The organism is Moraxella canis (assembly GCF_034424565.1).
GTDB classification, from domain to species: Bacteria; Pseudomonadota; Gammaproteobacteria; order Pseudomonadales; family Moraxellaceae; genus Moraxella; species Moraxella canis.
Map to the genome: position 1 here is coordinate 598,696 of NZ_CP139961.1, position 21,305 is coordinate 620,000.

Here is a 21,305-nt window from a genome sequence, read left to right on the forward strand (position 1 = left end):
TAATAAAGCAGTCCGCCATTCATTGACGCACTTGTCTGGTCACGGCTGGCAAATCATGATTTAGCACACGGACAGGATTAATATCTATCCCTCCTCGGCGAGTATAGTTGGCTTGCACCATCAAAGATGACGGCTCAAAATTCACCAATAAATCAGCAAAAATACGCTCTACGCACTGCTCATGAAAGCCATTGTGCTTACGAAAAGTCAGTACATAGCTTAAAATTTTTTGATAATCGAGTGCCTTATCAGTCGTGATTGAGACTGACAGCGTCCCCCAGTCCGGCTGATTGGTCACAGGGCAGTTTGAGCGCAGCAAATTGGTGTGAAATTGATAAGCTGCCATCTGATGCACAGGCGGGTGCCTTAGTACAGAGGCATCAATATCATCGCCAATAATCACCCCGTTTCCGCCATCGAGCACCTCATCAATGCACACCCCAAGCGGTTCATGCACCTCAAAGCCGCTGCCGCTCAGCGGAATAATCTCAGCGCTCACATCAGCGCCCACACACGCTGACAGATCTTTTTGTATGAGCGCTTGAACCTCTGATGCATCGCTAAATGAGGTAAAATTCAAGCTATTAAGATACAGCTTGAGCGATTTAGATTCCACGATATTCGGTGAATGAGCAGGAATGCTAATACGAGCAATCGCCACCTTTGAGATACCTTGATCATTCAGCCACGATAGCTCAAACGCTTGCCAAACATCCACGCCATCTGTCAGCTGATCGGCTTGCACACCAGTTAGCTTTACAATCTCATCGCGCCCCAAATCACGCGAGATGGCAAACAAGACACTTGGGTCATAACTTTTTGGATAACTTGTGGTCTCACCTAAGACGCCATGAATACTCATATCAGAGTCCTTTATCATCTCAATGATGGTTTATAGTCTAAGCTTTGAGCCATTAATTAATAAGCGATACGCTGTAGTATACAATAGAGCACAAAATGCCAAAATCGCCACCAATGACCACCACACATTGACATCACTGTATCCCAAGATACCAAAACGAAACGCATTGACCATATAAACGATGGGATTGAGCAGTGATAAATTTTGCCAAAATGGCGATAAGTTATCCAACGAATAAAACACGCCGCCAAGGTACGTCAGTGGCGTCAGCACAAAACTTGGAATGATAGAAATGTCATCAAATGAACGAGCAAACACCGCATTTATCAGACCACCAAGCGAAAATAGCACCGAAGTCCCGATGATGGTAGTCAGCATCACGCCAAAATGCACCACGCTTAGCTCTGTAAAAAACAGCGCCACGATCGTCACAATCAAAGCAATGGCAAGACCACGAAATACCCCGCCACTGACATAACCAAATAAGATCGTATGCTTTGAAATGGGAGAAACCAAAAGCTCCTCGATACTGCCTTGAAATTTCATGCTAAAAAAACTCGACACCACATTTGAATAGCTGTTGGTGATGACCGACATCATGATCAAGCCTGGCACAATAAACTGCATATAGGACACGCCGCCCATCTCACCGACGCGGCTACCGATCATCTGCCCAAAAATCACAAAATACAAGGTCATGGTGATGACAGGCGGTAATAAGGTCTGTGGCCAAATCCGCAGTATTCGTTTGATTTCTTTTTTTAAAATGGTTAAAAATGCCACCCATTGCTTGCTAAAATTCATCGTCTGCTCGTTCGTTGTTTTTATGTGTGATTAATCATTGGTAAGTTTTTCAGTCAAATTATTTTCAACCAAATTCATAAACAGCTCTTCTAGGCGGTTTGACTTATTGCGCATACTGGCAATTTGAACGCCTTGTTCGGATAATTGCGCAAAAACATCATTCAGGCTTTCGCCCTTTTTTAAGGTCACTTCAAGGCTAAGGTCATCTATTTTTTGATAGCGCACCACTTGAGTTAGGTTAATGTGCGACTCAAACGGCTCAGCAAAATCCAAAATAAAGCTTTCAATATCCAAGCTTGCCAATAAGCTTTTCATGTCGGTGTTAATGCGGATCTCGCCTTTATCCAAAATGGCGATGTATTTACATAATTGTTCGGCTTCTTCAAGATAGTGCGTGGTCAAGATGATCGTGGTGTTTTCTTCTCGATTGATATACTCCATAAACTCCCACATCGAGCGACGCAGCTCAATGTCCACACCTGCCGTCGGCTCATCCAAGATCAGTAGCTTAGGTTTGTGCATGAGCGCACGCGCGATCATCAAACGGCGCTTCATCCCGCCAGAGAGCATTCGCGCTTTGGTGTCTTTTTTATCCCAAAGACCCAATGCCTTAAGCAACTTTTCTGCGCGCGGCTTGGCTTCTTTGGCAGTGATGCCAAAATACCCTGCTTGATTCACCAAAATATCTTGTACATTTTCAAATTGCATGAAGTTAAATTCTTGGGGAACCACACCCAAAAACTGTTTGGCTTTTGAGGGTTCTTTGAACAAATCCACCCCAAAAATCTCCACCGTTCCTGATGATGGCGGAAACAATGAACTGACAATGCCAATCGTGGTGGATTTACCCGCTCCATTTGGACCCAGTAAAGCAAAAAATCCGCCTTGAGGGACGGTCAAATCAATGCCTTTGAGTGCGGTAAAGCCGTTATTATAAGTTTTACTCAATCCTTTGATCTGTAGTGCTGGTATATTCTCATCAATGCGCTGGGTATTGTCGGTGGTCATAAAAATACTCTAAACTTTATCATTGCCCTATTAATGTAGATCAATATAAAATTTTCAAGGCTAAAAGCTCAAATGCAAAAATCCCAAATCACTCGCTGAATGATTTGGGATAGGCCTTAGATCAGGCGATCAGCTTGATTGCTGGATAATATAATCAACCGCGTTTTGAACTTCTTCATCAGAAATATCAGAACCGCCACGCGCAGGCATCGCATTAAAGCCATTGATGGCATGATTATAAAGCGTTGCTGTGCCTTTACCGATTCGAGGTGCCCAGTCGCTGGTACCGATTCTAGGTGCGCCGATCAAGCCAGCATCATGACAAGTAGAACAAAGCGCCTTATACAAGCTTTCACCATCACGCGCTTGACCTTCAACCGCTGGCGCAAGCACTGTGATATTGATATCGCATTCTTCGCCCTCAAAGCAAACTTTACCAAAAGGCGCGATACGAGCGATCAAATTAGGATACATCGCCACGAGCTTTTGGACTTGTGGGCTTTCTTTTGGGGCTTCTTCTGCGGGTGCTGCCGCTTGAGCAGGTGCTTCAGCCGCCGCTTCAGCTGTAGCCACTTCAGCTGCATCAGCAGTCGCAGTTTCTGCAGGTGCGGCAGCTTCTTGCGCTTGAGTTGCTATTGTTGACACTGCTAACAATGCAGCAAAGGAAAACATAACAGCTTTTTTCATTGTCATCATCTCGTTTTTAGCCTTGAGCAATCGCTCTGGGGGTGTCGAACAGCGGTGCAAGTCATTGTGCATAGCCACCATCCCTACAATAAAAATTTACCCCTACTATTATAAGGGAAAAGCAAGGTAAAATGCCATGTTTTTTATAAAATCTGTTAAAATTTAGCAAGAATTGCATAAATTTATCATTATTTTACTGGCTTAAGTGGCATTTTTCCCAAAAACTTGCTACAATTTGCCACCTAAATCATCAGTGCTTGTAGCTCAGTTGGATAGAGTGTCAGCCTCCGAAGCTGAAGGTCGCGGGTTCGATTCCCGCCAAGCACACCATCTTGTCAAAACGCTGGACAATCCAGCGTTTTTTCATCTGATTATCGATTATTGTTAATTTCGATAATCTCAATCCAATATCCGTCTGGATCCTTGATAAAGGCGATGTCTTTCATCGTGCCTTCTTCAGGACGCTTTTTAAATTCCACGCCATTGGCATCAAACCATGCCACCGCTTCACTCAAGTTTGGTACGCTAAAGCAAATGTGCCCAAACCCGCGCGGCTCACTGTTACCATCATGATAGCTAAAATCAGCTTGATTTTCGGTGCCATAATTATGCGTCAGCTCCAAAATACTGCGCTGGCGTGAGACAAAATCTTTTAGCTCATCACCTGACGGCAAATGATTGCGTTCATCTTCGGTTAAGCGTGCCAAAAAATACAAATCAAACTCACTGTCTGGAAAGCTGCGATGCTTAAGCAGCGTCATACCAAGCACCCCTGTATAAAACTCCAAAGATTTAACTGGGTCTTTGACACGCAGCATGGTATGATTAAAAATATAGCCTTCTGACTGCACTGGAATGTCTTTGACGCCTTGGGCAGTCAGTGCGTTTTTTGGTTGTTGGATGCTCATCGTTTTCCCCTTCGTTGATAAATCACTTGTTAAAATTAGTCTTCTAAAAAATGCACTTTGCCGGTGGCGACATCGTACTCAGCACCGACAATTAACAAATCACCCTGTCTGACCATGTCTTCTAAAATGCGTGAGCCATGTTTAAGCTGACTGACTGACATACCGACATTGGCGCGAACAGAGCGCTCAATCAATTCATCCATATCCACATCATCGCCCGATGCGGTGGCAATTTCGTGTAAATTAAGCACACTTGGACGAATGCGATCGACGATCGATTGAAGATTTGGTGAATAATATTGTTCAGGATTAGTGAGTGCCTCGACGCAGGCAGTCACCGCACCGCAGTGAGAGTGCCCAAGCACGACTACCAGGCGTGTGCCAAACTTTTCGGCAGCAAATTCAATTGACCCAATTTGACTGGGCGCAACCACATTGCCCGCCACTCGAATCACGAACAAATCCCCAAGACCTTGGTCAAAGACAAGCTCAACAGGTACGCGCGCATCCGAACATCCCAAAATAATCGCATTAGGCTTGTGTTCCTTAACCAAAGTCGGCGGCGGCAAAGGGATCTTTTCGGTGCTGGATAAATTTGCCACGTAGCGATCATTACCTGCCTTAAGTTCGTTTAAAATCTGCTTTGCGTATTCATTTGACATAAGCCATCCTTGTTTGTCTGTTATTGCGATTCTGTATTTGCCACAGGGCTTTGGGCTGGCGCAGCATCTCTGGGCGACTCATTTTTAGGCGCTGTATCGGCTGACGGCTGTGGTGGCTGTGGTCGCGCGGTAGGCGCCATCGGCAAATCACCAGAGTTTGCTTGCGGTCTTTGATTAGACAGGCGGTTAATATCGTTTTGGATATCCAAGTCGGTGGGCTGTCTGACCGGTTCGACCTGCTGAGAGATTTGTGTTTGTAATGCGCGCTCACGGCTTTGGCGTGCCAATTCTTCATCCGCTGGCGTGGCTGGCTTTACTGGAATTTCAGTGCGTGTTGCCTGCAAGCGAACTCGGCGAGGCTGAGAGCTTGCCAAATCCACCACATCCTGACCCAATTCATAGCTATCCATCACTGCGATAAAATCAGAGATTTTAGCAGTCTTTGGCGCTACAGACTCTGGCAATCGAAAGTTCACTCCTTGCAAGGCAGCTTCAGCCTCAGCTGGACTGGTAAATTTACCATAAGTCAGCACATAGCGCTGTTTGTCATTAGCATCGGTATAGCGAAAATAGGCGAAATCTTCACGATCTTCTCGGCTGTTGAGATAGTCCACAATGACTTCATTTTCGGCGACATCCATCAGCTGAATGGCGTAGCGCCCACTGATGCCATTAAAATAAATTTTATCTTTAAATTCAGGGGGATAACTGCGCAAATCACGCACAAGCACCGAATTATCCATGGGCTTAACCACAGCATCCAGCTCATTGAGCGCTGTGATTGTGGTCGGCAATGCATCAGCAGAAGATACCGTTTGATCGGCTTGTTGTTTGCTGATGATCGCTGGTGCAGAGCTGGTCAGCCAAACAATCAACCACAAAACCGCGATCACAGCCGCCATAATCAGCCAATAAAGCGCCTGACGACGAAAATATTTTTCACTCATCATGGGAGTTTGTGACATAATCTTACCCATTCACTCATCAATTAAAGGACTTGCGGTCATCTGTCCTGCCAGCACCGCTTCTAAGTCTGCCAGCTCAAAATCCGCTGTCACGAACGCATCGCCTATGCTACGCAGCAGCACCAAGCGGATTTTACCTTGTTGGACTTTTTTGTCATGCCCCATCAGATCCAGTGCCTGTTCTACGCCTATCTTTGGGGGCTTGGTCGGCAGATGATATTTTTCAATTATAGTTTCAATGCGCCTCACATCATCAGCACTGATCAGACCCAATTTGTGTGACATTTGGGCAGCCTGTACCATGCCTGCTGCTACTGCTTCTCCATGCAGCCACGCGCCATAGCCTTGGTGCGCCTCGATGACATGACCAAAAGTATGACCAAAATTCAACAGCGCGCGCTTACCAGATTCGCGCTCATCAGCAGCGACAATTTGAGCCTTAAAATCGCAGCAGCGATAGACCATCTCACCGAGCAGCTGTCCGTCTTTGGCGTTGATTTGATCGGCATTGTCTTCGAGCCAAGTTAAAAAATCAGCATCCATGATCAGTGCGTATTTGATGACCTCTGCCATACCTGCTGCAAATTCACGCTCAGGCAGGGTTTGGAATGTCGCCATATCCGCCAAAACGCAGCTAGGCTGCCAAAATGCGCCGATCATATTTTTGCCACGCGGATGATTGATGCCAGTTTTGCCGCCGACACTTGAATCCACTTGGGCAAGCAGCGTGGTAGGCACTTGGATAAAATTCACACCGCGCATAAAACTTGCCGCTGCAAATCCTGTCATGTCGCCAATCACACCGCCGCCCAGCGCAATCAAGGTGCAATCACGCGCAAAATGCGCTCCAAGGAGTACATCATAGATTGCATTGATACTGTCTTGGGTTTTGTGCGCTTCACCATCTGGCAGCACACATACTTCCACATGAAATCCAGTGGATAATAAACCGTCTTGTAGCTGTGATAAATACAAAGGTGCAACCACATCATTAGTCACAATGAGTACTTGCTTGGCGGTGATAAATGGAATGATCTGGCTTACCAAGTCAATTTGACCGTCACTGGCTCGGATAAAAATGGGGTAGTCATGGCTTTGAGTTTTGACGATGAGCGGCTCTTGGGTCATGGGTTTTCCTTGGTATGTTGATCAAGCTTTAATTCGTTAGAAGCATTAGCCAAAGCATAATTTTCAAGCACCGCCAAAATCTCACCGATCATTTGCTTAGGGTATGCGCGACCCGTTGGCATGACGATATCTGCCACTTCACGATACAGCGGATGGCGTTTTTGGTACAAAGATTCGAGCACCGCTCGGGGATTTTGTGCTTGTAGCAGTGGTCGGTTTTTGTCTTTTTTGGTGCGAGCCAACTGCGTATCGACGCTGGCGTCCAAATAAATCACCAAGCCTTTTTTGAGCAATTCTCGATTTTCGCTGCGCCCAACCGCTCCGCCACCTGTTGCCATGACAATATTAGGCAATATCGTCAGCTCTTGTAGCGCACGCGTTTCACGATCCCGAAAGCCTTCTTCACCTTCTTTTTCAAAAATCCATGGGATATCAGCACCCGTCTGATCAACGATATACCAATCGCAATCAATAAAATTACGCCCCAAATGTTTGGCAAGCAGCTTTCCTATCGTTGTCTTGCCTGCACCCATAGGTCCCACCAAAAAAATCGCAGGCAGCTGTTTTGATAAGGCGTTACCTGCTTTTTCGACCATCACCCCTTCAATGAAAGCCGAATCGTCATCAAGCATTGTGATTTTCCAATTAGTATTAATATCGCCATCGTCGCCATGATGGGTGCTTACGCGCCAACAAGACTCAATAACATGAATGAAAATTATCTTATAATACAATGTTTGGCAATTTGTTACCAGTATTTTTGTGTATTGACCACTCAGAAGCTACTTGCTTTGGTAAAAATGTCATGCATCTTAGTGATCATTATGATGCCAACTATCTGACCAGCTTGGGTGTAATAAAAATCAAAAGCTCTGACTTTTCGCGTGCTTTAGAATCATGCCGAAATAATCGCCCAAGCACAGGCGCATCGCCCAGTCCAGGGACTTTGTTTGCGCCTTCGTTTTGACTGGTGCGATAGATGCCACCGAGCACGACGGTTTGTCCATCTTCGACGATGACATTGGTTTCGATGGCGTCTTCTTGGATGGCGATATTGCCAAGTGTTGCCACTGGGTTGCCATTTTTGATATTCAGCTTAAGACCGATTTTACCATCGGGTGTGATGTTTGGCGTGGCTTCCAAAATTAAAGACGCTTCTTTGAATCTTGTTGTGCTTGCGCCTGAATGTGTGGTTTCTTGATAAGGAATTTGTAGCCCTGATGAGATGCGCGCGGTTTGCTTGTCGGCTGTCAAGACCTTTGGCGTTGAGATGACTTCACCTTGATTTTCTGCTTGCATGGCAGATAATTCTAAATCCAAAATCACATCAGGCAAATTTAAAAGCCCAAAAGCAATGCGCCCCATGGCGTTATCCACACCCAAATCAACATTCAAATGGTTTTTTTGATAACCTGCTGCCACACCTTCTTGACGCATTGTCCATAAGCTTGCCTGTGAGCCGCCATAATGCACTTTGCCAATTTGACCACGCGCCCCAAAGCTTACGCCAAGCTGTTTGCCAAAATTTTCATTCGCAGAGACAATCCTAGCTTCGATCATCACCTGCTCAACAGGGATATCAATGCGCTCAATCAGCGCCTTGATATTAGCGACGCTTGCAGGCACATCTTGGATGATCAAAGTATTGGTACGCTTATCCACCGTCACCGTACCACGCTCAGACAGCAGCGTACCACGCTCAATGGTGGTAATGATGTCATCTGTTTGGGTGTCATAGACACGCGATAACGGCACTTCAGGATAAATGACTTCACGTTGATTGGTACGATTGACATTACCGCGCTGGGTTTTTTCGCCCATAATGAGCGTCGCCACATCATCGGCAAGCGCGTAGTGTAGGCGGATATATTCGGTCGTCGTAGGCTGATTGGATTGGATCGACTTTGAGCTGATGAGCCACACATTGCCATGCTTTAGTACTGATAAATTGCGAGTTTGTAAAATCACATCAAATGCTTGATCCCAAGGGATATTTGTCAAGCGAATGGTCATGTTGCCTGTCACGCTGTCATCCGTGATGATATTAATGCCAGTAAAGCCTGCCAAAATATCAAACACCGCTCGCACAGGAATATCGGCAAACTCAAGGCTGATGGGCTTACCTGTATAATGCAGCTCTGTCATTTGGGTAAAATGATCGTGATCAGCCTGAGTGTTAGCAAGCACTTTTGTGTCAGTTGCACCAAATATCAAGGCGGCTACCAAGCCATGTTTTAAAATTTTATCGTACATGTGTCATTACTTATGAATAAAATGAATGCTGGCATCGCGGCGATAATGACCGCCTTGTGCGTCAGCGACCGCTTCGATCAGATGTATCGTGCGCCTGTCAATCTGGGTGACTTTTCCGTGATGTTTACCAAGATATTGCCCAACGCTCACACGATGAATCATGCCGTCAGGACTCATGATCAGCGCCACAAGCCTAGCATCATCAGAGATGCTGCCATGATATCGCAGGCTTGACAACTCATAACTTTCTAAGGGCTCTCGAACGCGGTTGGTATCAATGGCTATCGGATCGCCTTTGGGGATCATAGTCTGAGTATCAGACGGCTGATGAGTATCCTGCGGCTGCAGCAGTACACCATCCATCATAGGCGGTTTGGCGGCTTCAATCTTTGGCTCATCGTTATCCCGATCGGCAGCATTATCATCATCAGCCCGCAAACTTCGATAAGGATTGATAAAAGGATCTTTACCCGCTTGATATGTCATTGGCGTAGGCAAAGAAACTGGCATCGGTGCACTGACCGCCACGCGCTCTTCTTGGGTAATATGCGCAAGCTTATCATCAACAATTTGACTGGTATGATCAGCACATCCAAGACCGATCCAAGCCCACGCGCCCAAGATAGCCCACCGATACTTATTGACCATCTGACACCTGCTGAGCGACTGGTTTTGGTTTTTTATTGGCTTGATAAGTTTTCATCTGAATGATTAGCATCAGCTGACGATCCAAGCCAGCTTGCAAATCATAATCATGCACCGTAAGCAAATAACCAGAGTCTGACAACCCAAGTAGCCACCGACCCAAAGCATGATAATCCCCCGTCGCGCTCACTGCGATGGGACGCTCGGTATAATAATCTTGTTCGCTGCCCGCTTGAACCGACGCACTCACCACTTTCACATTGACCGCTTGCGCTTTGGTGTTGATCATCCCGATAATCTCACTCATCGGTGCTGTGCGCGGCAGAGCATTGAGCTGATTTTCAAGCTGGGCATTGTTTTGCATGACCTGATGGCTCAGATGATCAAACTGCTGAGCTTCATGATATTTGGTGGCAAATTCATCAATTAAGGCGGTTTCTTGGCTTTGGGCTGCGCTAAGCTTTTGAATGCTTGGCAAAATAGCAACTAACCAACCAAAAATGCCAATAATCATCACAATCAAACCAAGCACCGTCCGTTGTATGTATTTAGGCGCTTGAGCGATGGTATGGCGATTCACTTGGTTAAGCTCATACCAAAAGCTTTGTAGCTGCTGCGTCAAATTATTCATAGCCATTCTCGCCCGTATCAGCAGTTTTGATTTGATCTATAGATATCTCGGCAACGGGCTGTATCATGTCTTTGGCATCCAGCGGCAGCTGGGTGGCGGTGAGCGAAAAGCTCATCGCCCGACCTGACTGCTGCAAGGACACCACGAGCACATCGGTATATAGCCCAGATAGCTCAAGCCGATGCGCAAGTGCAGACACCGCCTGAGTAGATACCGCCCTTCCTGTCAGACTAAGCACATCTGCTGACTGCTTCATCTCATCCAAATACACGCCTTCAGGTATCAGGGTTGATAGTTGCTGCCAGCGATACACCACTTGCCGATCTTCTGACAGGGCATTGAGCGCCTCACTGTGTTTTTGGGCGCCCTCCAGCTGCTCTTTAAGCTGCTGCATTTCATCGATTTTATCATCTAGGGTGCTGATGCGTGATTGAATTTCACCATTGATCGCCTGTTGTTGATTCATCTGATAATAAATAGCACCAAATATCAGCACCACCCCTAAGACGGCAAGCCCCACCACTGACACAAACATTTGACGAAACTTGGCATCGGCTTGACTGCGGCGCTCTTCACGCCATGGCAGCAGATTCACCCCTTGAGACCTTGTCAAAGCCAGCGCCAATGCCGTCGTCAGCATCGGAGCTAGCTGCATATCATCATCTTTAATGGGATGATCGATGGCGTATTTAGGATGCATGGGTAGGCACGAAATATCAAGCTTCATCTGTAAAGCGTGCGCCAGCTGGGATGCTTTTGCTAATGTCATGCCGCTGAGGTATAGCCGCTCAATCGGCAAAGCTGTTTGTGCTTGACAGTCTTCGATGAGCGCGACAATTTTTTGGGTCAACTGATCAATCGCCAATTCAGGCTGATCAGATGGCTTGGCAGATGGCTCATTTGGTGGCTCTAGGTCAAATGATGCCCTATCATCAGCATCTACTTCATCCACCCAATCATCAAAACGGATGTGGTAATTATCAGTTTGAGCGTTTTTGGGAGTGTCCAATGTCTTTTTTTGGGGCAAGTCTTCTTGAGTGAGCTGCAGAAGGTGATTTTGGGCTGATAAATTTGCCTCAGGCAACCGATCTGCCAAATTTTCAAAATCCAAAGACACCTTTAACGGCAACTGATTGGACGAATCTTTTCTTATCTTAAGATCATCAGCAAATTTGAAAAATTCATGAGTCTCCGTCCGCTCATTAGATGGCTGATCGCTGAGATTGGCGAAAGTGTGTATCGGCTCATTTTGCTGATAGACCAATTTACCATCTTGCGTGATATGGCAGCTGATATCATGGTCAGCAATCTCCACCAAAGCGCTGACCTGATCTGTCACTTTAGCCATCATGCGCACCAAACATGATGTATAGACATCAACCGCTGATGTCTCTATCCCTGCCATCGCAAGCACTTCGCAGCGGTCATGGACACTATTTTGGTGCGCTACTGTCAGGAGAATTTGAGTTGCTGCCTGTGATCGCTCAAGCACTTGAAAATCAAAATAAACATCCTGAATATTTCTTCCGATGTAGCGCTCAGCATCAATAAGAATGTGCGCTTCGATGTCATCATCTGATAAATCGGCTGGCAGCTCAATGACTGTCTGCATGACTGCTTCATCAGGCACGCAAGTAATGGCAGTCGCCTCGCTCAGCCCAAGCGTTTGCATCACTTGGAGTAGCGCCTCGGCAAGTTTTGATTTATCAACAATTTCGCCAGACACGACCGCATCGGTGCACAAAACACATGCCGAACCCAGCCAATGATAGCGCCCCTCGTGCTCATCCAGCCAGACCGCTGTCACTGCCGCATCGCCAAAATGCACGCCAATGATTGGGATATCAGGCTGTCCGCCCAACCAAGCACGCAGCTTATTCACTCTCACATCCAACTCCGTGCCTGTCTGCATGAACCAAGACTAGCCCAGCACCTCAACCACTTCACCCTCAACCAAATGCATGCTGATGGCATGAGTGATATGAACCATGATAAATTTACCCAAAAGCTCATCACCCCCCTTAAAAATGACCGAGCGCGTATTATCGGCTGTGCCATGTAAATATCCCTCGCGGCGATTCGCTCGCTCCTCAACCAATACTCTCAATGTCTGACCGACCATCGCACGCGTCTTGGCAAAAGTGGATTCTTTGATGACTTCTTGGAAAGTAGCCAAGCGCTGTTTTTTGGTGTCAAGGCTGACATCATCAGGCAAATCAGACGCTGGCGTGCCAGGGCGTTTAGAATAAATAAAGCTATAAGAATGGTCAAAATCCAGATCTTTTGCCAGATTTAGTGTCTGCATAAAGTCATCATCGGTTTCGCCTGGAAAGCCAATAATAAAATCGCTAGACAGATGCAAATCAGGGCGGATTTTGCGCAGCTTGGCGATTTGATTGATGTACACATCAACAGTGTGATTGCGTTTCATCGCTGCCAGTACATTGTTTGAGCCGCTTTGGATGGGCAGATGCAGATGCGATACCAATTTATCAATGCTCTTATAAGCCTCGATAATATCGTCGGTAAATTCCAAAGGATGGCTCGTGGTGTAGCGAATGCGCTCGATGCCATCAATGTGCGAGACATAATGCAAAAGTTCGCTGAATCGGCAAATACCGCCATCGTCTGTTTCGCCGCGATAGCCATTGACATTTTGACCCAAAAGATTAATCTCACGCACGCCTTGCTCAGCCAAGCTGTCAATCTCTGCCAAAACATCATCCAAAGGGCGTGACAGCTCTTCGCCGCGCGTATAAGGCACAACACAAAACGAGCAATATTTTGAGCAGCCTTCCATGATAGAGACAAATGCCGTATAGCCTTCGACTTTTGGCTCAGGCAAAAAGTCAAATTTTTCGATGCTTGGAAAAGACACATCCACCACACCGATACGGTTTTTGGGCATCTGACCAAGGTCGGTTTTGGCTTGATTTTTTGTGCTTTCATACAGCTCAGGCAGGCGATGCAGCGTCTGTGGACCGAACACCATATCCACATAGGGTGCACGTTTTTGAATGTTATCACCCTCTTGCGATGCCACACAGCCACCCACACCAATGATAAGATTTGGATTTTTTTCTTTTAATTTGCGCCACCGACCCAACTCTGAAAAGACTTTTTCTTGGGCTTTTTCACGAATTGAGCAGGTGTTCATGATCAGCACGTCCGCCTCACTGATGTCCTGCGTCATCACCATGCCATGACTGCTACCAAGCACATCGCCCATCTTTTGGCTATCGTACTCATTCATCTGACAGCCTTGGGTGACGATATAAACTTTTTTTGAAGTGGACAAATCAGCACTTGGCTCACTAATGTGGTGCAGATGATCGGTCGTATTTAAGCCTGTATCTTGGTTTTGGGTTTTGGGATTAAAGGTGCTAACGGTCATGGTTTTCTCCAAGGGTCTGCAAAATAAAAAATTTGTCCATTATATCACACCAAGATGTCAGTGTCATTTTGTCAGCATGAATTTAATGCGGGTTTGTCGTAAGTTTTAATAGTTTTTTCATGAGTTGGAATCCGATATTCAGCTTTGATTATCTAAGCCAACTATTTAACAAATCATCTCTAAAACCCTACGCACTCGTACCAATTTGTTGAGCACACTGGATAATTTTGGACTTTTTTATGAGTGATTGGTAGAATAAGAAAAATTTAACTCAGTCAGTCCAATGATGAAAAAAGCGAATAAATTATCCATCACTGCACTACTTGGCGCAATCAGTATTGCGCAAGCTGCCTGTGCACAAGGTCATGCCAATGATGGCAGCATCTATCAATTTTTTGATGCCGAGCGCCAAAAAAGCAGCCCCAACGCGATGCGCCAATATGAACAAAGTATGCAAGGCACACTGTTTGGCATGTACCCAACCTATTGGCGGCTCAATTATAATTTATCCAGTCAATCCCCCGAAGCGGTCAATCAATTTGTGCGTCAATATCCAAGCAATGTCATGAGCGAAAAGCTTGCCGCAGATTATGCCGAGGTCAAGGCGCGTCAAGGTGACTATGCTTCGGTGCGAGCAGTCGCCAACAGCATCGAAAATCCTGATGATTCTGAAGCCTGCGCCATCGCTTTGGGATTCAATCAAAGCAGCGATTCTGTGCGCGCTTTATATCAAAAACCCAATGTGTGGCTAAATACCCAAATCCGCCAATCTTTATGTGATAAATTGGCAACCGAAATGGCGTATAATCCACGCATCACTAATGTTGATAAGCACGAACAATTGGTGCGTATGCTGCGCATTGATAAGCGCCAGCTTTCTAGTCGCCAAGCGCCTTTGGACAAAACAGGCGATATCGTCTCACTGCTTGGACAGCTCAATACACCCGTCAGCTACCAAACCATTAGCGAGATTCGCAACAATCCCAATGGATTTTTTACTCGTTTTTCTCAAGAAAACTACAGCAACGCCAATCAGTATTTATATGTGTATGCCATCAGCTTGCTTGCGCATCGCTCATATTCTGAAGCCGCCTTGCAGCTCAATTATGACATTGCTCAAGATGAGCGCAGATCACAAAAACTCATCTCTGATATGGCGCGCCGATATGCATGGCGCAGTATCGCGGTCAAGCGCATGAATATGAACACCGACGATGGCTATAGCATGGATTCGGTGTATTGGTTTAGAAATAGTCTTGGCGAGCCTTTCAATTATGAAGAAGCAGAAGACTATGCCCAAGCTGCGATTTACTTTAGTCAATGGTCAGATGTCATCACAGCTATTGGTGCGATGACGGCGGTTGAACAGCAAGAGCGAATTTGGCAGTATTGGCTAGCTAGAGCTTATGAGCAAACAGGCAAGCAATCAGAAGCGCGCCGAATTTATCAAAATCTTGCCACAGGGATTGATTATTATGGGCTTCTTGCCAAAGATCGTATTGGACAAAGATTAAGCCTAACTGACATCGGTGGAAATACCTTGCCGCCACTGACCGCCCAGGATGAAAGCCGCGTAATGGCTGATCAATACTTTGCGCGCGCGATACTGCTCATGCAAAACAATGCCAATCTTGAGCACATCAACCGAGAATGGAACTGGGCGGTCAAAAAAGCACGAGATTCGGGTAATACCGCCTTGCTACTTGCTGCCACCCGAAAGGCGCACGATTTGGGATTTTATCACCGTAGCATCCAAGCGATCGAATCGACCGATAGCGTTCGTAATGGTGCACTATCACATCCCACCCCTTATCAAGACAGCACATTAAGACACAGCCGCAGTGTCGGTATTGATCCTGCATGGGCATATGGCATCATGCGCCAAGAAAGCCGCTTTCAGCCATCCGCTCAGTCAGGCGCAGGCGCAGGCGGTTTGATGCAAATCATACCCGGCACCGCCGCCCAGATCGCGCGAAGCTTAGGCGAATCCACAGGCAACATGAGCAATCCTGATACCAATATACGCTATGGAACTTGGTTTTTAAGTGACTTAGCCAGCCGTTCAGGTGGACAAATCGCTGTCGCAACAGCAGGTTATAATGCCGGTCCTGGTGCTGCACGTCGATGGGTGCCTACGCACGGTGCCATCAGTGCCGATCAGTATGTGGAAGCCATTCCGTATTTTGAGACGCGCGCCTATGTCAAGCATGTCATGGAAAATGCCACAATTTATGGTGTCATTTTAGGTCGGTACACGCCGATCTCTCAGCGCATGGGCACAGTCAGTCCCCGCTAATAATCTTGAAAATCAAAAGTCCAGTATCGCTACTGGACTTTTTAGTCATATCTTGCTTACCACGCCTGAATTTTTAAGAATTCATATCCAAAACTTGCCATCTTATGCCCATCAAAAAGGTTTGTCTTTAAATCTATAAAATGATACACTAACAACGATTTGACATTTTTGTCAATAACGCTATTGTTAAAAATGTATAATCAACCTATTTTTTAAAATTTCTTAATACTTTAAACAAGGATTTTTATTCATGAAACAACCTGTACGTGTTGCTGTGACTGGCGCCGCTGGTCAAATTGGCTATAGCTTACTATTCCGTATTGCATCAGGTGAAATGCTGGGCAAGGATCAGCCTGTGATTTTACAGCTGCTTGAAATTCCAGTTGAAAAAGCACAACAAGCGCTACAAGGCGTTATCATGGAACTTGATGACTGTGCTTTCCCGCTTTTGGTTGATGTAATCGGCACCGATGATCCAAACGTCGCTTTCAAAGACGCTGATTATGCGCTATTGGTTGGCGCGCGTCCACGTGGTCCAGGCATGGAGCGTGCTGACTTACTTCAAGAAAATGCTAAAATCTTTACTGTTCAAGGTAAAGCACTCAATGATGTTGCCAGCCGTGATGTCAAAGTTTTGGTAGTTGGCAACCCTGCAAACACAAACGCCTACATCGCTATGAAATCAGCGCCTGATTTACCAGCCAAAAACTTTACTGCAATGCTACGTCTTGACCACAACCGCGCATTGACCCAAGTTGCCAAAAAAACTGGCAAGCCAGTCAAAGACATTAAGAAGCTAACTGTCTGGGGTAACCACAGCCCAACCATGTATGCTGATTATCGCTTTGCTACTATTGATGGCGAATCGGTCAAAGATATGATCAATGATCAAGAATGGAATGCTAACACATTCTTACCTACCGTTGGTAAGCGCGGCGCTGCAATCATCGAAGCACGCGGTCTGTCATCAGCTGCTTCAGCGGCCAATGCAGCCATCGATCATATGCGTGATTGGGCATTAGGCTCAAATGGCGAATGGGTAACCATGGGCATTCCATCTGATGGCTCGTATGGCATCCCTGAAGGTGTTATGTTCGGCTTCCCTGTCACTACTGAAAATGGCGAATACCAAATCGTTCAAGGTTTGGAAATTGACGACTTCAGCCAAGAGCGTATCAACCTCACACTGAACGAACTTGAAGAAGAGCGTGCCGCCATCGATCATTTATTTTCTTGATTTTAGAGAATAAATCAAAATATCCAGCCAGTTTTGGCTGGATATTTTTATATTTTAGACAATTAAAACTCAAAAAAACATAAACTATACACACTTGCATTGCTCAAGCACCAACAAGTTGCTACAATCAAATCAACGATAAACACAGCCAAAAGGGAGAAAGCCATGTTAGGTGATATCGAATATACCATGAATGAGCTGTTTGCTCAGTTAGGTCTTGAAAGCAGCGACGAAGCCATTGAGCAATTCATCGCAAAAAACCAGCTAGACGAAGAAACCAACCTAAAAAATGCGCCATTTTGGAGCGACTCACAAAGAGCATTCATTCAAGAAGAGTGGAAAAAAGATGCTGTTTGGGCGTTGGTATTGGATGAGCTTAATGCTCGTTTACATGAAGACCAGGAACTATAATTAAATTTATTTTACCCCCAAAAACCAAAACACTTGCCCAATCAGCAAGTGTTTTTTATTTCCCAATGGGCATCACTCCTTTCACCCCCCAAACAAAACCCCCTCACATCTTCCAATGCAAGGGGGATTGAATAAGGGTGCTGACGATGACCTACTCTCACATGGGCGAACCACACTACCATCGGCGCTAAGACGTTTCACTTCTGAGTTCGGGAAGGGATCAGGTGGTTCCATCTTGCTATTGTCGTCAGCGTAAAAGGATTAACAACGCGGTATGAGTCTGTTATAGTTTGGTTTCAAGATCATCATTTGTGATGGTTTGACTTAAATCAAGCTAAGGTAAAATCTTACACTTTACACACAACACTGTCAGTGGGTAAAACCACTTGGGTGTTGTATGGTCAAGCCAAACGAGCAATTAGTATTGGTTAGCTACACACATCGCTGTGCTTCCACACCCAACCTATCAACGTCGTCGTCTACAACGGCTCTTTAGGGAAATCTCATCTTGAGGTGGGCTTCCCGCTTAGATGCTTTCAGCGGTTATCCCATCCGAACGTAGCTACCCGGCAATGCTTCTGGCGAAACAACCGGAACACCAGAGGTTCGTCCACTCTGGTCCTCTCGTACTAGGAGCAGATCCTCTCAAATTTCCAACGCCCACGGTAGATAGGGACCGAACTGTCTCACGACGTTCTAAACCCAGCTCGCGTACCTCTTTAAATGGCGAACAGCCATACCCTTGGGACCTGCTTCAGCCCCAGGATGAGATGAGCCGACATCGAGGTGCCAAACACCGCCGTCGATATGAACTCTTGGGCGGTATCAGCCTGTTATCCCCAGAGTACCTTTTATCCGTTGAGCGATGGCCCTTCCATACAGAACCACCGGATCACTAAGACCTACTTTCGTACCTGCTCGACTTGTGGGTCTCGCAGTTAAGCGCGCTTTTGCCTTTATACTCTTTGAACGATTTCCGACCGTTCTGAGCGCACCTTCGTACTCCTCCGTTACTCTTTAGGAGGAGACCGCCCCAGTCAAACTACCCACCATACATTGTCCTTAGATCTGTTAATCTCAAGTTAGAACCCCAACATAACCAGGGTGGTATTTCAAGGATGGCTCCATGGCAACTGGCGTCGCCACTTCAAAGCCTCCCACCTATCCTACACAAGTTAGGTCAAAGTTCAATGTAAAGCTGTAGTAAAGGTTCACGGGGTCTTTCCGTCTAGCCGCGGGTACACAGCATCTTCACTGCGATTTCGATTTCACTGAGTCTCTGCTGGAGACAGCGCTGCCATCATTATGCCATTCGTGCAGGTCGGAACTTACCCGACAAGGAATTTCGCTACCTTAGGACCGTTATAGTTACGGCCGCCGTTTACTGGGGCTTCGATCAAGAGCTTCGCATACGCTAACCCCATCAATTAACCTTCCAGCACCGGGCAGGCATCACACCCTATACGTCCACTTTCGTGTTTGCAGAGTGCTGTGTTTTTAATAAACAGTTGCAGCAGCCTGGTATCTGCGACTCCCATTCGCTTACATCGCGAGGATTTCACAAACAGGAGCGTACCTTCTCCCGAAGTTACGGTACCATTTTGCCTAGTTCCTTCAGCAGAGTTCTCTCAAGCGCCTTGGTATTCTCTACCTGACCACCTGTGTCGGTTTCGGGTACGATTCATTTATGACTATGCTTAGAAGCTTTTCCTGGAAGCATGGTATTTGCCACTTCGCTGATCAATCAGCTTGCTATCAGATCTCATTAATAACCGAGCGGATTTGCCTACTCAGTCTAACTACATCCTTCCACCTGGACAACCATCGCCAGGCTGGCATAACCTTCTCCGTCCCTCCATCGCATCATAAACAAGTATCGGAATATTAACCGATTTCCCATCGACTACGCCTTTCGGCCTCGCCTTAGGGGTCGACTCACCCAGCCCCGATTAACGTTGGACTGGAACCCTTGGTCTTCCGGCGAACGGGCTTTTCACCCGTTTTGTCGTTACTCACGTCAGCATTCGCTCTTGTGATACCTCCAGCACACCTTACAGTGCACCTTCACAGGCTTACACAACGCTCCCCTACCACTTAATTGAAACAATTAAATCCGCAGCTTCGGCTCCTAGTTTGAGCCCCGTTACATCTTCCGCGCAGGCCGACTCGACTAGTGAGCTATTACGCTTTCTTTAAATGATGGCTGCTTCTAAGCCAACATCCTAGCTGTCTGTGCCTTCCCACATCGTTTCCCACTTAACTAGGAATTTGGGGCCTTAGCTGGCGGTCTGGGTTGTTTCCCTCTTGACGACGGACGTTAGCACCCGCCGTCTGTCTCCCGGATATCACTCATCGGTATTCGGAGTTTGCATCGGTTTGGTAAGTCGGGATGACCCCCTAGCCGAAACAGTGCTCTACCCCCAATGGTGTTCGTCCGAGGCGCTACCTAAATAGCTTTCGGGGAGAACCAGCTATCACCGAGTTTGATTAGCCTTTCACCCCTATCCACAAGTCATCCCCTGGCTTTTCAACGACAGTGGGTTCGGTCCTCCGGTGCCTGTTACGGCACTTTCAACCTGCTCATGGATAGATCACTCGGTTTCGGGTCTATACCCTGCAACTATGCGCCCTATTAAGACTCGGTTTCCCTACGGCTCCCCTAGATGGTTAACCTTGCTACAGAATATAAGTCGCTGACCCATTATACAAAAGGTACGCCGTCACGGAATAAATCCGCTCCGACTGCTTGTATGCACACGGTTTCAGGTTCTATTTCACTCCCCTAACAGGGGTTCTTTTCGCCTTTCCCTCACGGTACTGGTTCACTATCGGTCAGTCAGGAGTATTTAGCCTTGGAGGATGGTCCCCCCATCTTCAGACAGAATTTCTCGTGTTCCGCCCTACTTAATATGTCGCTTAAACAGTTTCGCATACAGGACTATCACCTACTACGGTTGGCTTTCCCACGCCATTTTGCTACTGTAAAATTGATCGGCTCCTCCCCGTTCGCTCGCCGCTACTTGGGGAATCTCTATTGATGTCTTTTCCTCGGGGTACTGAGATGTTTCACTTCTCCCGGTTCGCCTCATAAAATAAATTATGATACCTAAGTTATCTTAGGTGGGTTTCCCCATTCAGAAATCGCCGGGTCACAGGATATTGCCACCTCACCGACGCTTATCGCAGGCTATCACGTCTTTCATCGCCTCTGACTGCCAAGGCATCCACCATGTGCACTTCATTACTTGACCATACAACCCCAAGGGGTCTTATGGGTAATGTGTAACGATTTACCTATGTTTACGCTTGATTCAGTTCTCTTTACTTTGGGTGATTGTATTGGGTACAATCACCCTGGTTAATTATTACGTTGGATAATAATTAACCCAGACTCATACTATGTTGTTAAATAAT

General features: G+C 46.4%; 17 protein-coding genes, 1 tRNA gene and 2 rRNA genes. 4 read left to right on the plus strand and 16 right to left on the minus strand.

Translation table 11 applies throughout. The annotated features are described in order from the left end of the window. Nucleotides 1-19: 19 nt before the first annotated feature. The 4 genes from queF to U0021_RS02630 form a co-directional block, all read right to left on the minus strand. The gene (queF, locus tag U0021_RS02615) at nt 20-862 is read right to left on the minus strand and encodes an NADPH-dependent 7-cyano-7-deazaguanine reductase QueF (RefSeq protein WP_114800773.1); all 843 of its coding nucleotides are present in this window, start codon (nt 860-862) and stop codon (nt 20-22) included. A 30-nt stretch (nt 863-892) separates the two neighbouring features. Then, nucleotides 893-1,666, minus strand: coding sequence for an ABC transporter permease (locus tag U0021_RS02620; RefSeq protein ID WP_114800774.1), 774 nt, complete (start codon nt 1,664-1,666; stop codon nt 893-895). A 30-nt stretch (nt 1,667-1,696) separates the two neighbouring features. Further along, entirely contained in the window at nt 1,697-2,674 is a 978-nt protein-coding gene (locus U0021_RS02625; RefSeq protein ID WP_114800775.1) for an ABC transporter ATP-binding protein, read from the minus strand. A gap of 129 nt (nt 2,675-2,803) precedes the next feature. After that, the gene (locus tag U0021_RS02630; RefSeq protein ID WP_114800776.1) at nt 2,804-3,370 is read right to left on the minus strand and encodes a c-type cytochrome; all 567 of its coding nucleotides are present in this window, start codon (nt 3,368-3,370) and stop codon (nt 2,804-2,806) included. A gap of 244 nt (nt 3,371-3,614) precedes the next feature. Between U0021_RS02630 and U0021_RS02635 the strand changes: the two genes are divergently transcribed. Further along, nucleotides 3,615-3,691 (plus strand) — tRNA-Arg (locus tag U0021_RS02635). 41 nt (nt 3,692-3,732) lie between these two features. Here the strand turns inward: U0021_RS02635 and gloA are convergent. The 10 genes from gloA to miaB all read right to left on the minus strand — a co-directional run bounded on the left by gloA (nt 3,733) and on the right by miaB (nt 13,947). Continuing rightward, nucleotides 3,733-4,269, minus strand: coding sequence for a lactoylglutathione lyase (gene gloA / locus U0021_RS02640; protein ID WP_114800777.1), 537 nt, complete (start codon nt 4,267-4,269; stop codon nt 3,733-3,735). 35 nt (nt 4,270-4,304) lie between these two features. Further along, nucleotides 4,305-4,931: a carbonic anhydrase gene (locus tag U0021_RS02645; protein ID WP_049237416.1), complete on the minus strand. Its 627-nt coding sequence runs from the start codon at nt 4,929-4,931 to the stop codon at nt 4,305-4,307. 20 nt (nt 4,932-4,951) lie between these two features. Beyond that, on the minus strand, nt 4,952-5,896 hold the full coding sequence (locus U0021_RS02650; protein ID WP_114800789.1) for a hypothetical protein: 945 nt from the start codon (nt 5,894-5,896) through the stop codon (nt 4,952-4,954). 12 nt (nt 5,897-5,908) lie between these two features. Next, the gene (aroB, locus tag U0021_RS02655) at nt 5,909-7,024 is read right to left on the minus strand and encodes a 3-dehydroquinate synthase (RefSeq protein ID WP_114800778.1); all 1,116 of its coding nucleotides are present in this window, start codon (nt 7,022-7,024) and stop codon (nt 5,909-5,911) included. Beyond that, nucleotides 7,021-7,620 carry a shikimate kinase gene (locus U0021_RS02660; RefSeq protein WP_407666583.1) on the minus strand — a complete coding sequence of 200 codons (600 nt, stop codon included), beginning with the start codon at nt 7,618-7,620 and terminating at the stop codon, nt 7,021-7,023. The genes aroB and U0021_RS02660 overlap by 4 nt, the downstream gene beginning before the upstream one ends. Before the next feature lie 238 nt (nt 7,621-7,858). Further along, on the minus strand, nt 7,859-9,277 hold the full coding sequence (locus U0021_RS02665; protein ID WP_114800780.1) for a type IV pilus secretin PilQ: 1,419 nt from the start codon (nt 9,275-9,277) through the stop codon (nt 7,859-7,861). Between the two features lie 6 nt (nt 9,278-9,283). Continuing rightward, nucleotides 9,284-9,925 (minus strand): pilus assembly protein PilP, encoded by a 642-nt coding sequence (locus U0021_RS02670; RefSeq protein ID WP_114800781.1) that lies wholly within the window; start codon nt 9,923-9,925, stop codon nt 9,284-9,286. Further along, entirely contained in the window at nt 9,915-10,553 is a 639-nt protein-coding gene (locus U0021_RS02675; RefSeq protein ID WP_114800782.1) for a type IV pilus inner membrane component PilO, read from the minus strand. The genes U0021_RS02670 and U0021_RS02675 overlap by 11 nt, the downstream gene beginning before the upstream one ends. Continuing rightward, nucleotides 10,546-12,441: a pilus assembly protein PilM gene (gene pilM / locus U0021_RS02680; protein WP_114800790.1), complete on the minus strand. Its 1,896-nt coding sequence runs from the start codon at nt 12,439-12,441 to the stop codon at nt 10,546-10,548. The genes U0021_RS02675 and pilM overlap by 8 nt, the downstream gene beginning before the upstream one ends. A 33-nt stretch (nt 12,442-12,474) precedes the next feature. Next, on the minus strand, nt 12,475-13,947 hold the full coding sequence (gene miaB, locus U0021_RS02685; protein WP_114800783.1) for a tRNA (N6-isopentenyl adenosine(37)-C2)-methylthiotransferase MiaB: 1,473 nt from the start codon (nt 13,945-13,947) through the stop codon (nt 12,475-12,477). Nucleotides 13,948-14,233: 286 nt separating this feature from the next. On the opposite strand from miaB, the gene U0021_RS02690 reads away from it, so the two are divergent. From U0021_RS02690 to U0021_RS02700, 3 genes are all read left to right on the plus strand, one after another. After that, nucleotides 14,234-16,243, plus strand: a complete 2,010-nt coding sequence (locus U0021_RS02690) for a lytic transglycosylase domain-containing protein (protein ID WP_114800784.1) — start codon at nt 14,234-14,236, stop codon at nt 16,241-16,243. 250 nt (nt 16,244-16,493) lie between these two features. After that, nucleotides 16,494-17,480 (plus strand): malate dehydrogenase, encoded by a 987-nt coding sequence (locus tag U0021_RS02695; RefSeq protein WP_114800785.1) that lies wholly within the window; start codon nt 16,494-16,496, stop codon nt 17,478-17,480. Between the two features lie 165 nt (nt 17,481-17,645). Further along, the gene (locus U0021_RS02700; RefSeq protein ID WP_114800786.1) at nt 17,646-17,891 is read left to right on the plus strand and encodes a DUF2789 domain-containing protein; all 246 of its coding nucleotides are present in this window, start codon (nt 17,646-17,648) and stop codon (nt 17,889-17,891) included. Between the two features lie 138 nt (nt 17,892-18,029). Here the strand turns inward: U0021_RS02700 and rrf are convergent. Then, nucleotides 18,030-18,143: ribosomal RNA gene (gene rrf, locus U0021_RS02705) — 5S ribosomal RNA — on the minus strand. Nucleotides 18,144-18,288: 145 nt separating this feature from the next. After that, nucleotides 18,289-21,142, minus strand: a 23S ribosomal RNA gene (locus U0021_RS02710). Between the last annotated feature and the right edge of the window lie 163 nt (nt 21,143-21,305).

Coding starts and splice junctions, on each gene's coding strand:
- queF (WP_114800773.1), bottom strand. CDS start 862: ATGAGTATTCATGGCGTCTTAGGTGAGACCACAAGTTATCCAAAAAGT.
- U0021_RS02620 (WP_114800774.1), bottom strand. CDS start 1,666: ATGAATTTTAGCAAGCAATGGGTGGCATTTTTAACCATTTTAAAAAAA.
- U0021_RS02625 (WP_114800775.1), bottom strand. CDS start 2,674: ATGACCACCGACAATACCCAGCGCATTGATGAGAATATACCAGCACTA.
- U0021_RS02630 (WP_114800776.1), bottom strand. CDS start 3,370: ATGATGACAATGAAAAAAGCTGTTATGTTTTCCTTTGCTGCATTGTTA.
- gloA (WP_114800777.1), bottom strand. CDS start 4,269: ATGAGCATCCAACAACCAAAAAACGCACTGACTGCCCAAGGCGTCAAA.
- U0021_RS02645 (WP_049237416.1), bottom strand. CDS start 4,931: ATGTCAAATGAATACGCAAAGCAGATTTTAAACGAACTTAAGGCAGGT.
- U0021_RS02650 (WP_114800789.1), bottom strand. CDS start 5,896: ATGTCACAAACTCCCATGATGAGTGAAAAATATTTTCGTCGTCAGGCG.
- aroB (WP_114800778.1), bottom strand. CDS start 7,024: ATGACCCAAGAGCCGCTCATCGTCAAAACTCAAAGCCATGACTACCCC.
- U0021_RS02660 (WP_407666583.1), bottom strand. CDS start 7,620: ATGGTCGAAAAAGCAGGTAACGCCTTATCAAAACAGCTGCCTGCGATT.
- U0021_RS02665 (WP_114800780.1), bottom strand. CDS start 9,277: ATGTACGATAAAATTTTAAAACATGGCTTGGTAGCCGCCTTGATATTT.
- U0021_RS02670 (WP_114800781.1), bottom strand. CDS start 9,925: ATGGTCAATAAGTATCGGTGGGCTATCTTGGGCGCGTGGGCTTGGATC.
- U0021_RS02675 (WP_114800782.1), bottom strand. CDS start 10,553: ATGAATAATTTGACGCAGCAGCTACAAAGCTTTTGGTATGAGCTTAAC.
- miaB (WP_114800783.1), bottom strand. CDS start 13,947: ATGACCGTTAGCACCTTTAATCCCAAAACCCAAAACCAAGATACAGGC.
- U0021_RS02690 (WP_114800784.1), top strand. CDS start 14,234: ATGAAAAAAGCGAATAAATTATCCATCACTGCACTACTTGGCGCAATC.
- U0021_RS02695 (WP_114800785.1), top strand. CDS start 16,494: ATGAAACAACCTGTACGTGTTGCTGTGACTGGCGCCGCTGGTCAAATT.
- U0021_RS02700 (WP_114800786.1), top strand. CDS start 17,646: ATGTTAGGTGATATCGAATATACCATGAATGAGCTGTTTGCTCAGTTA.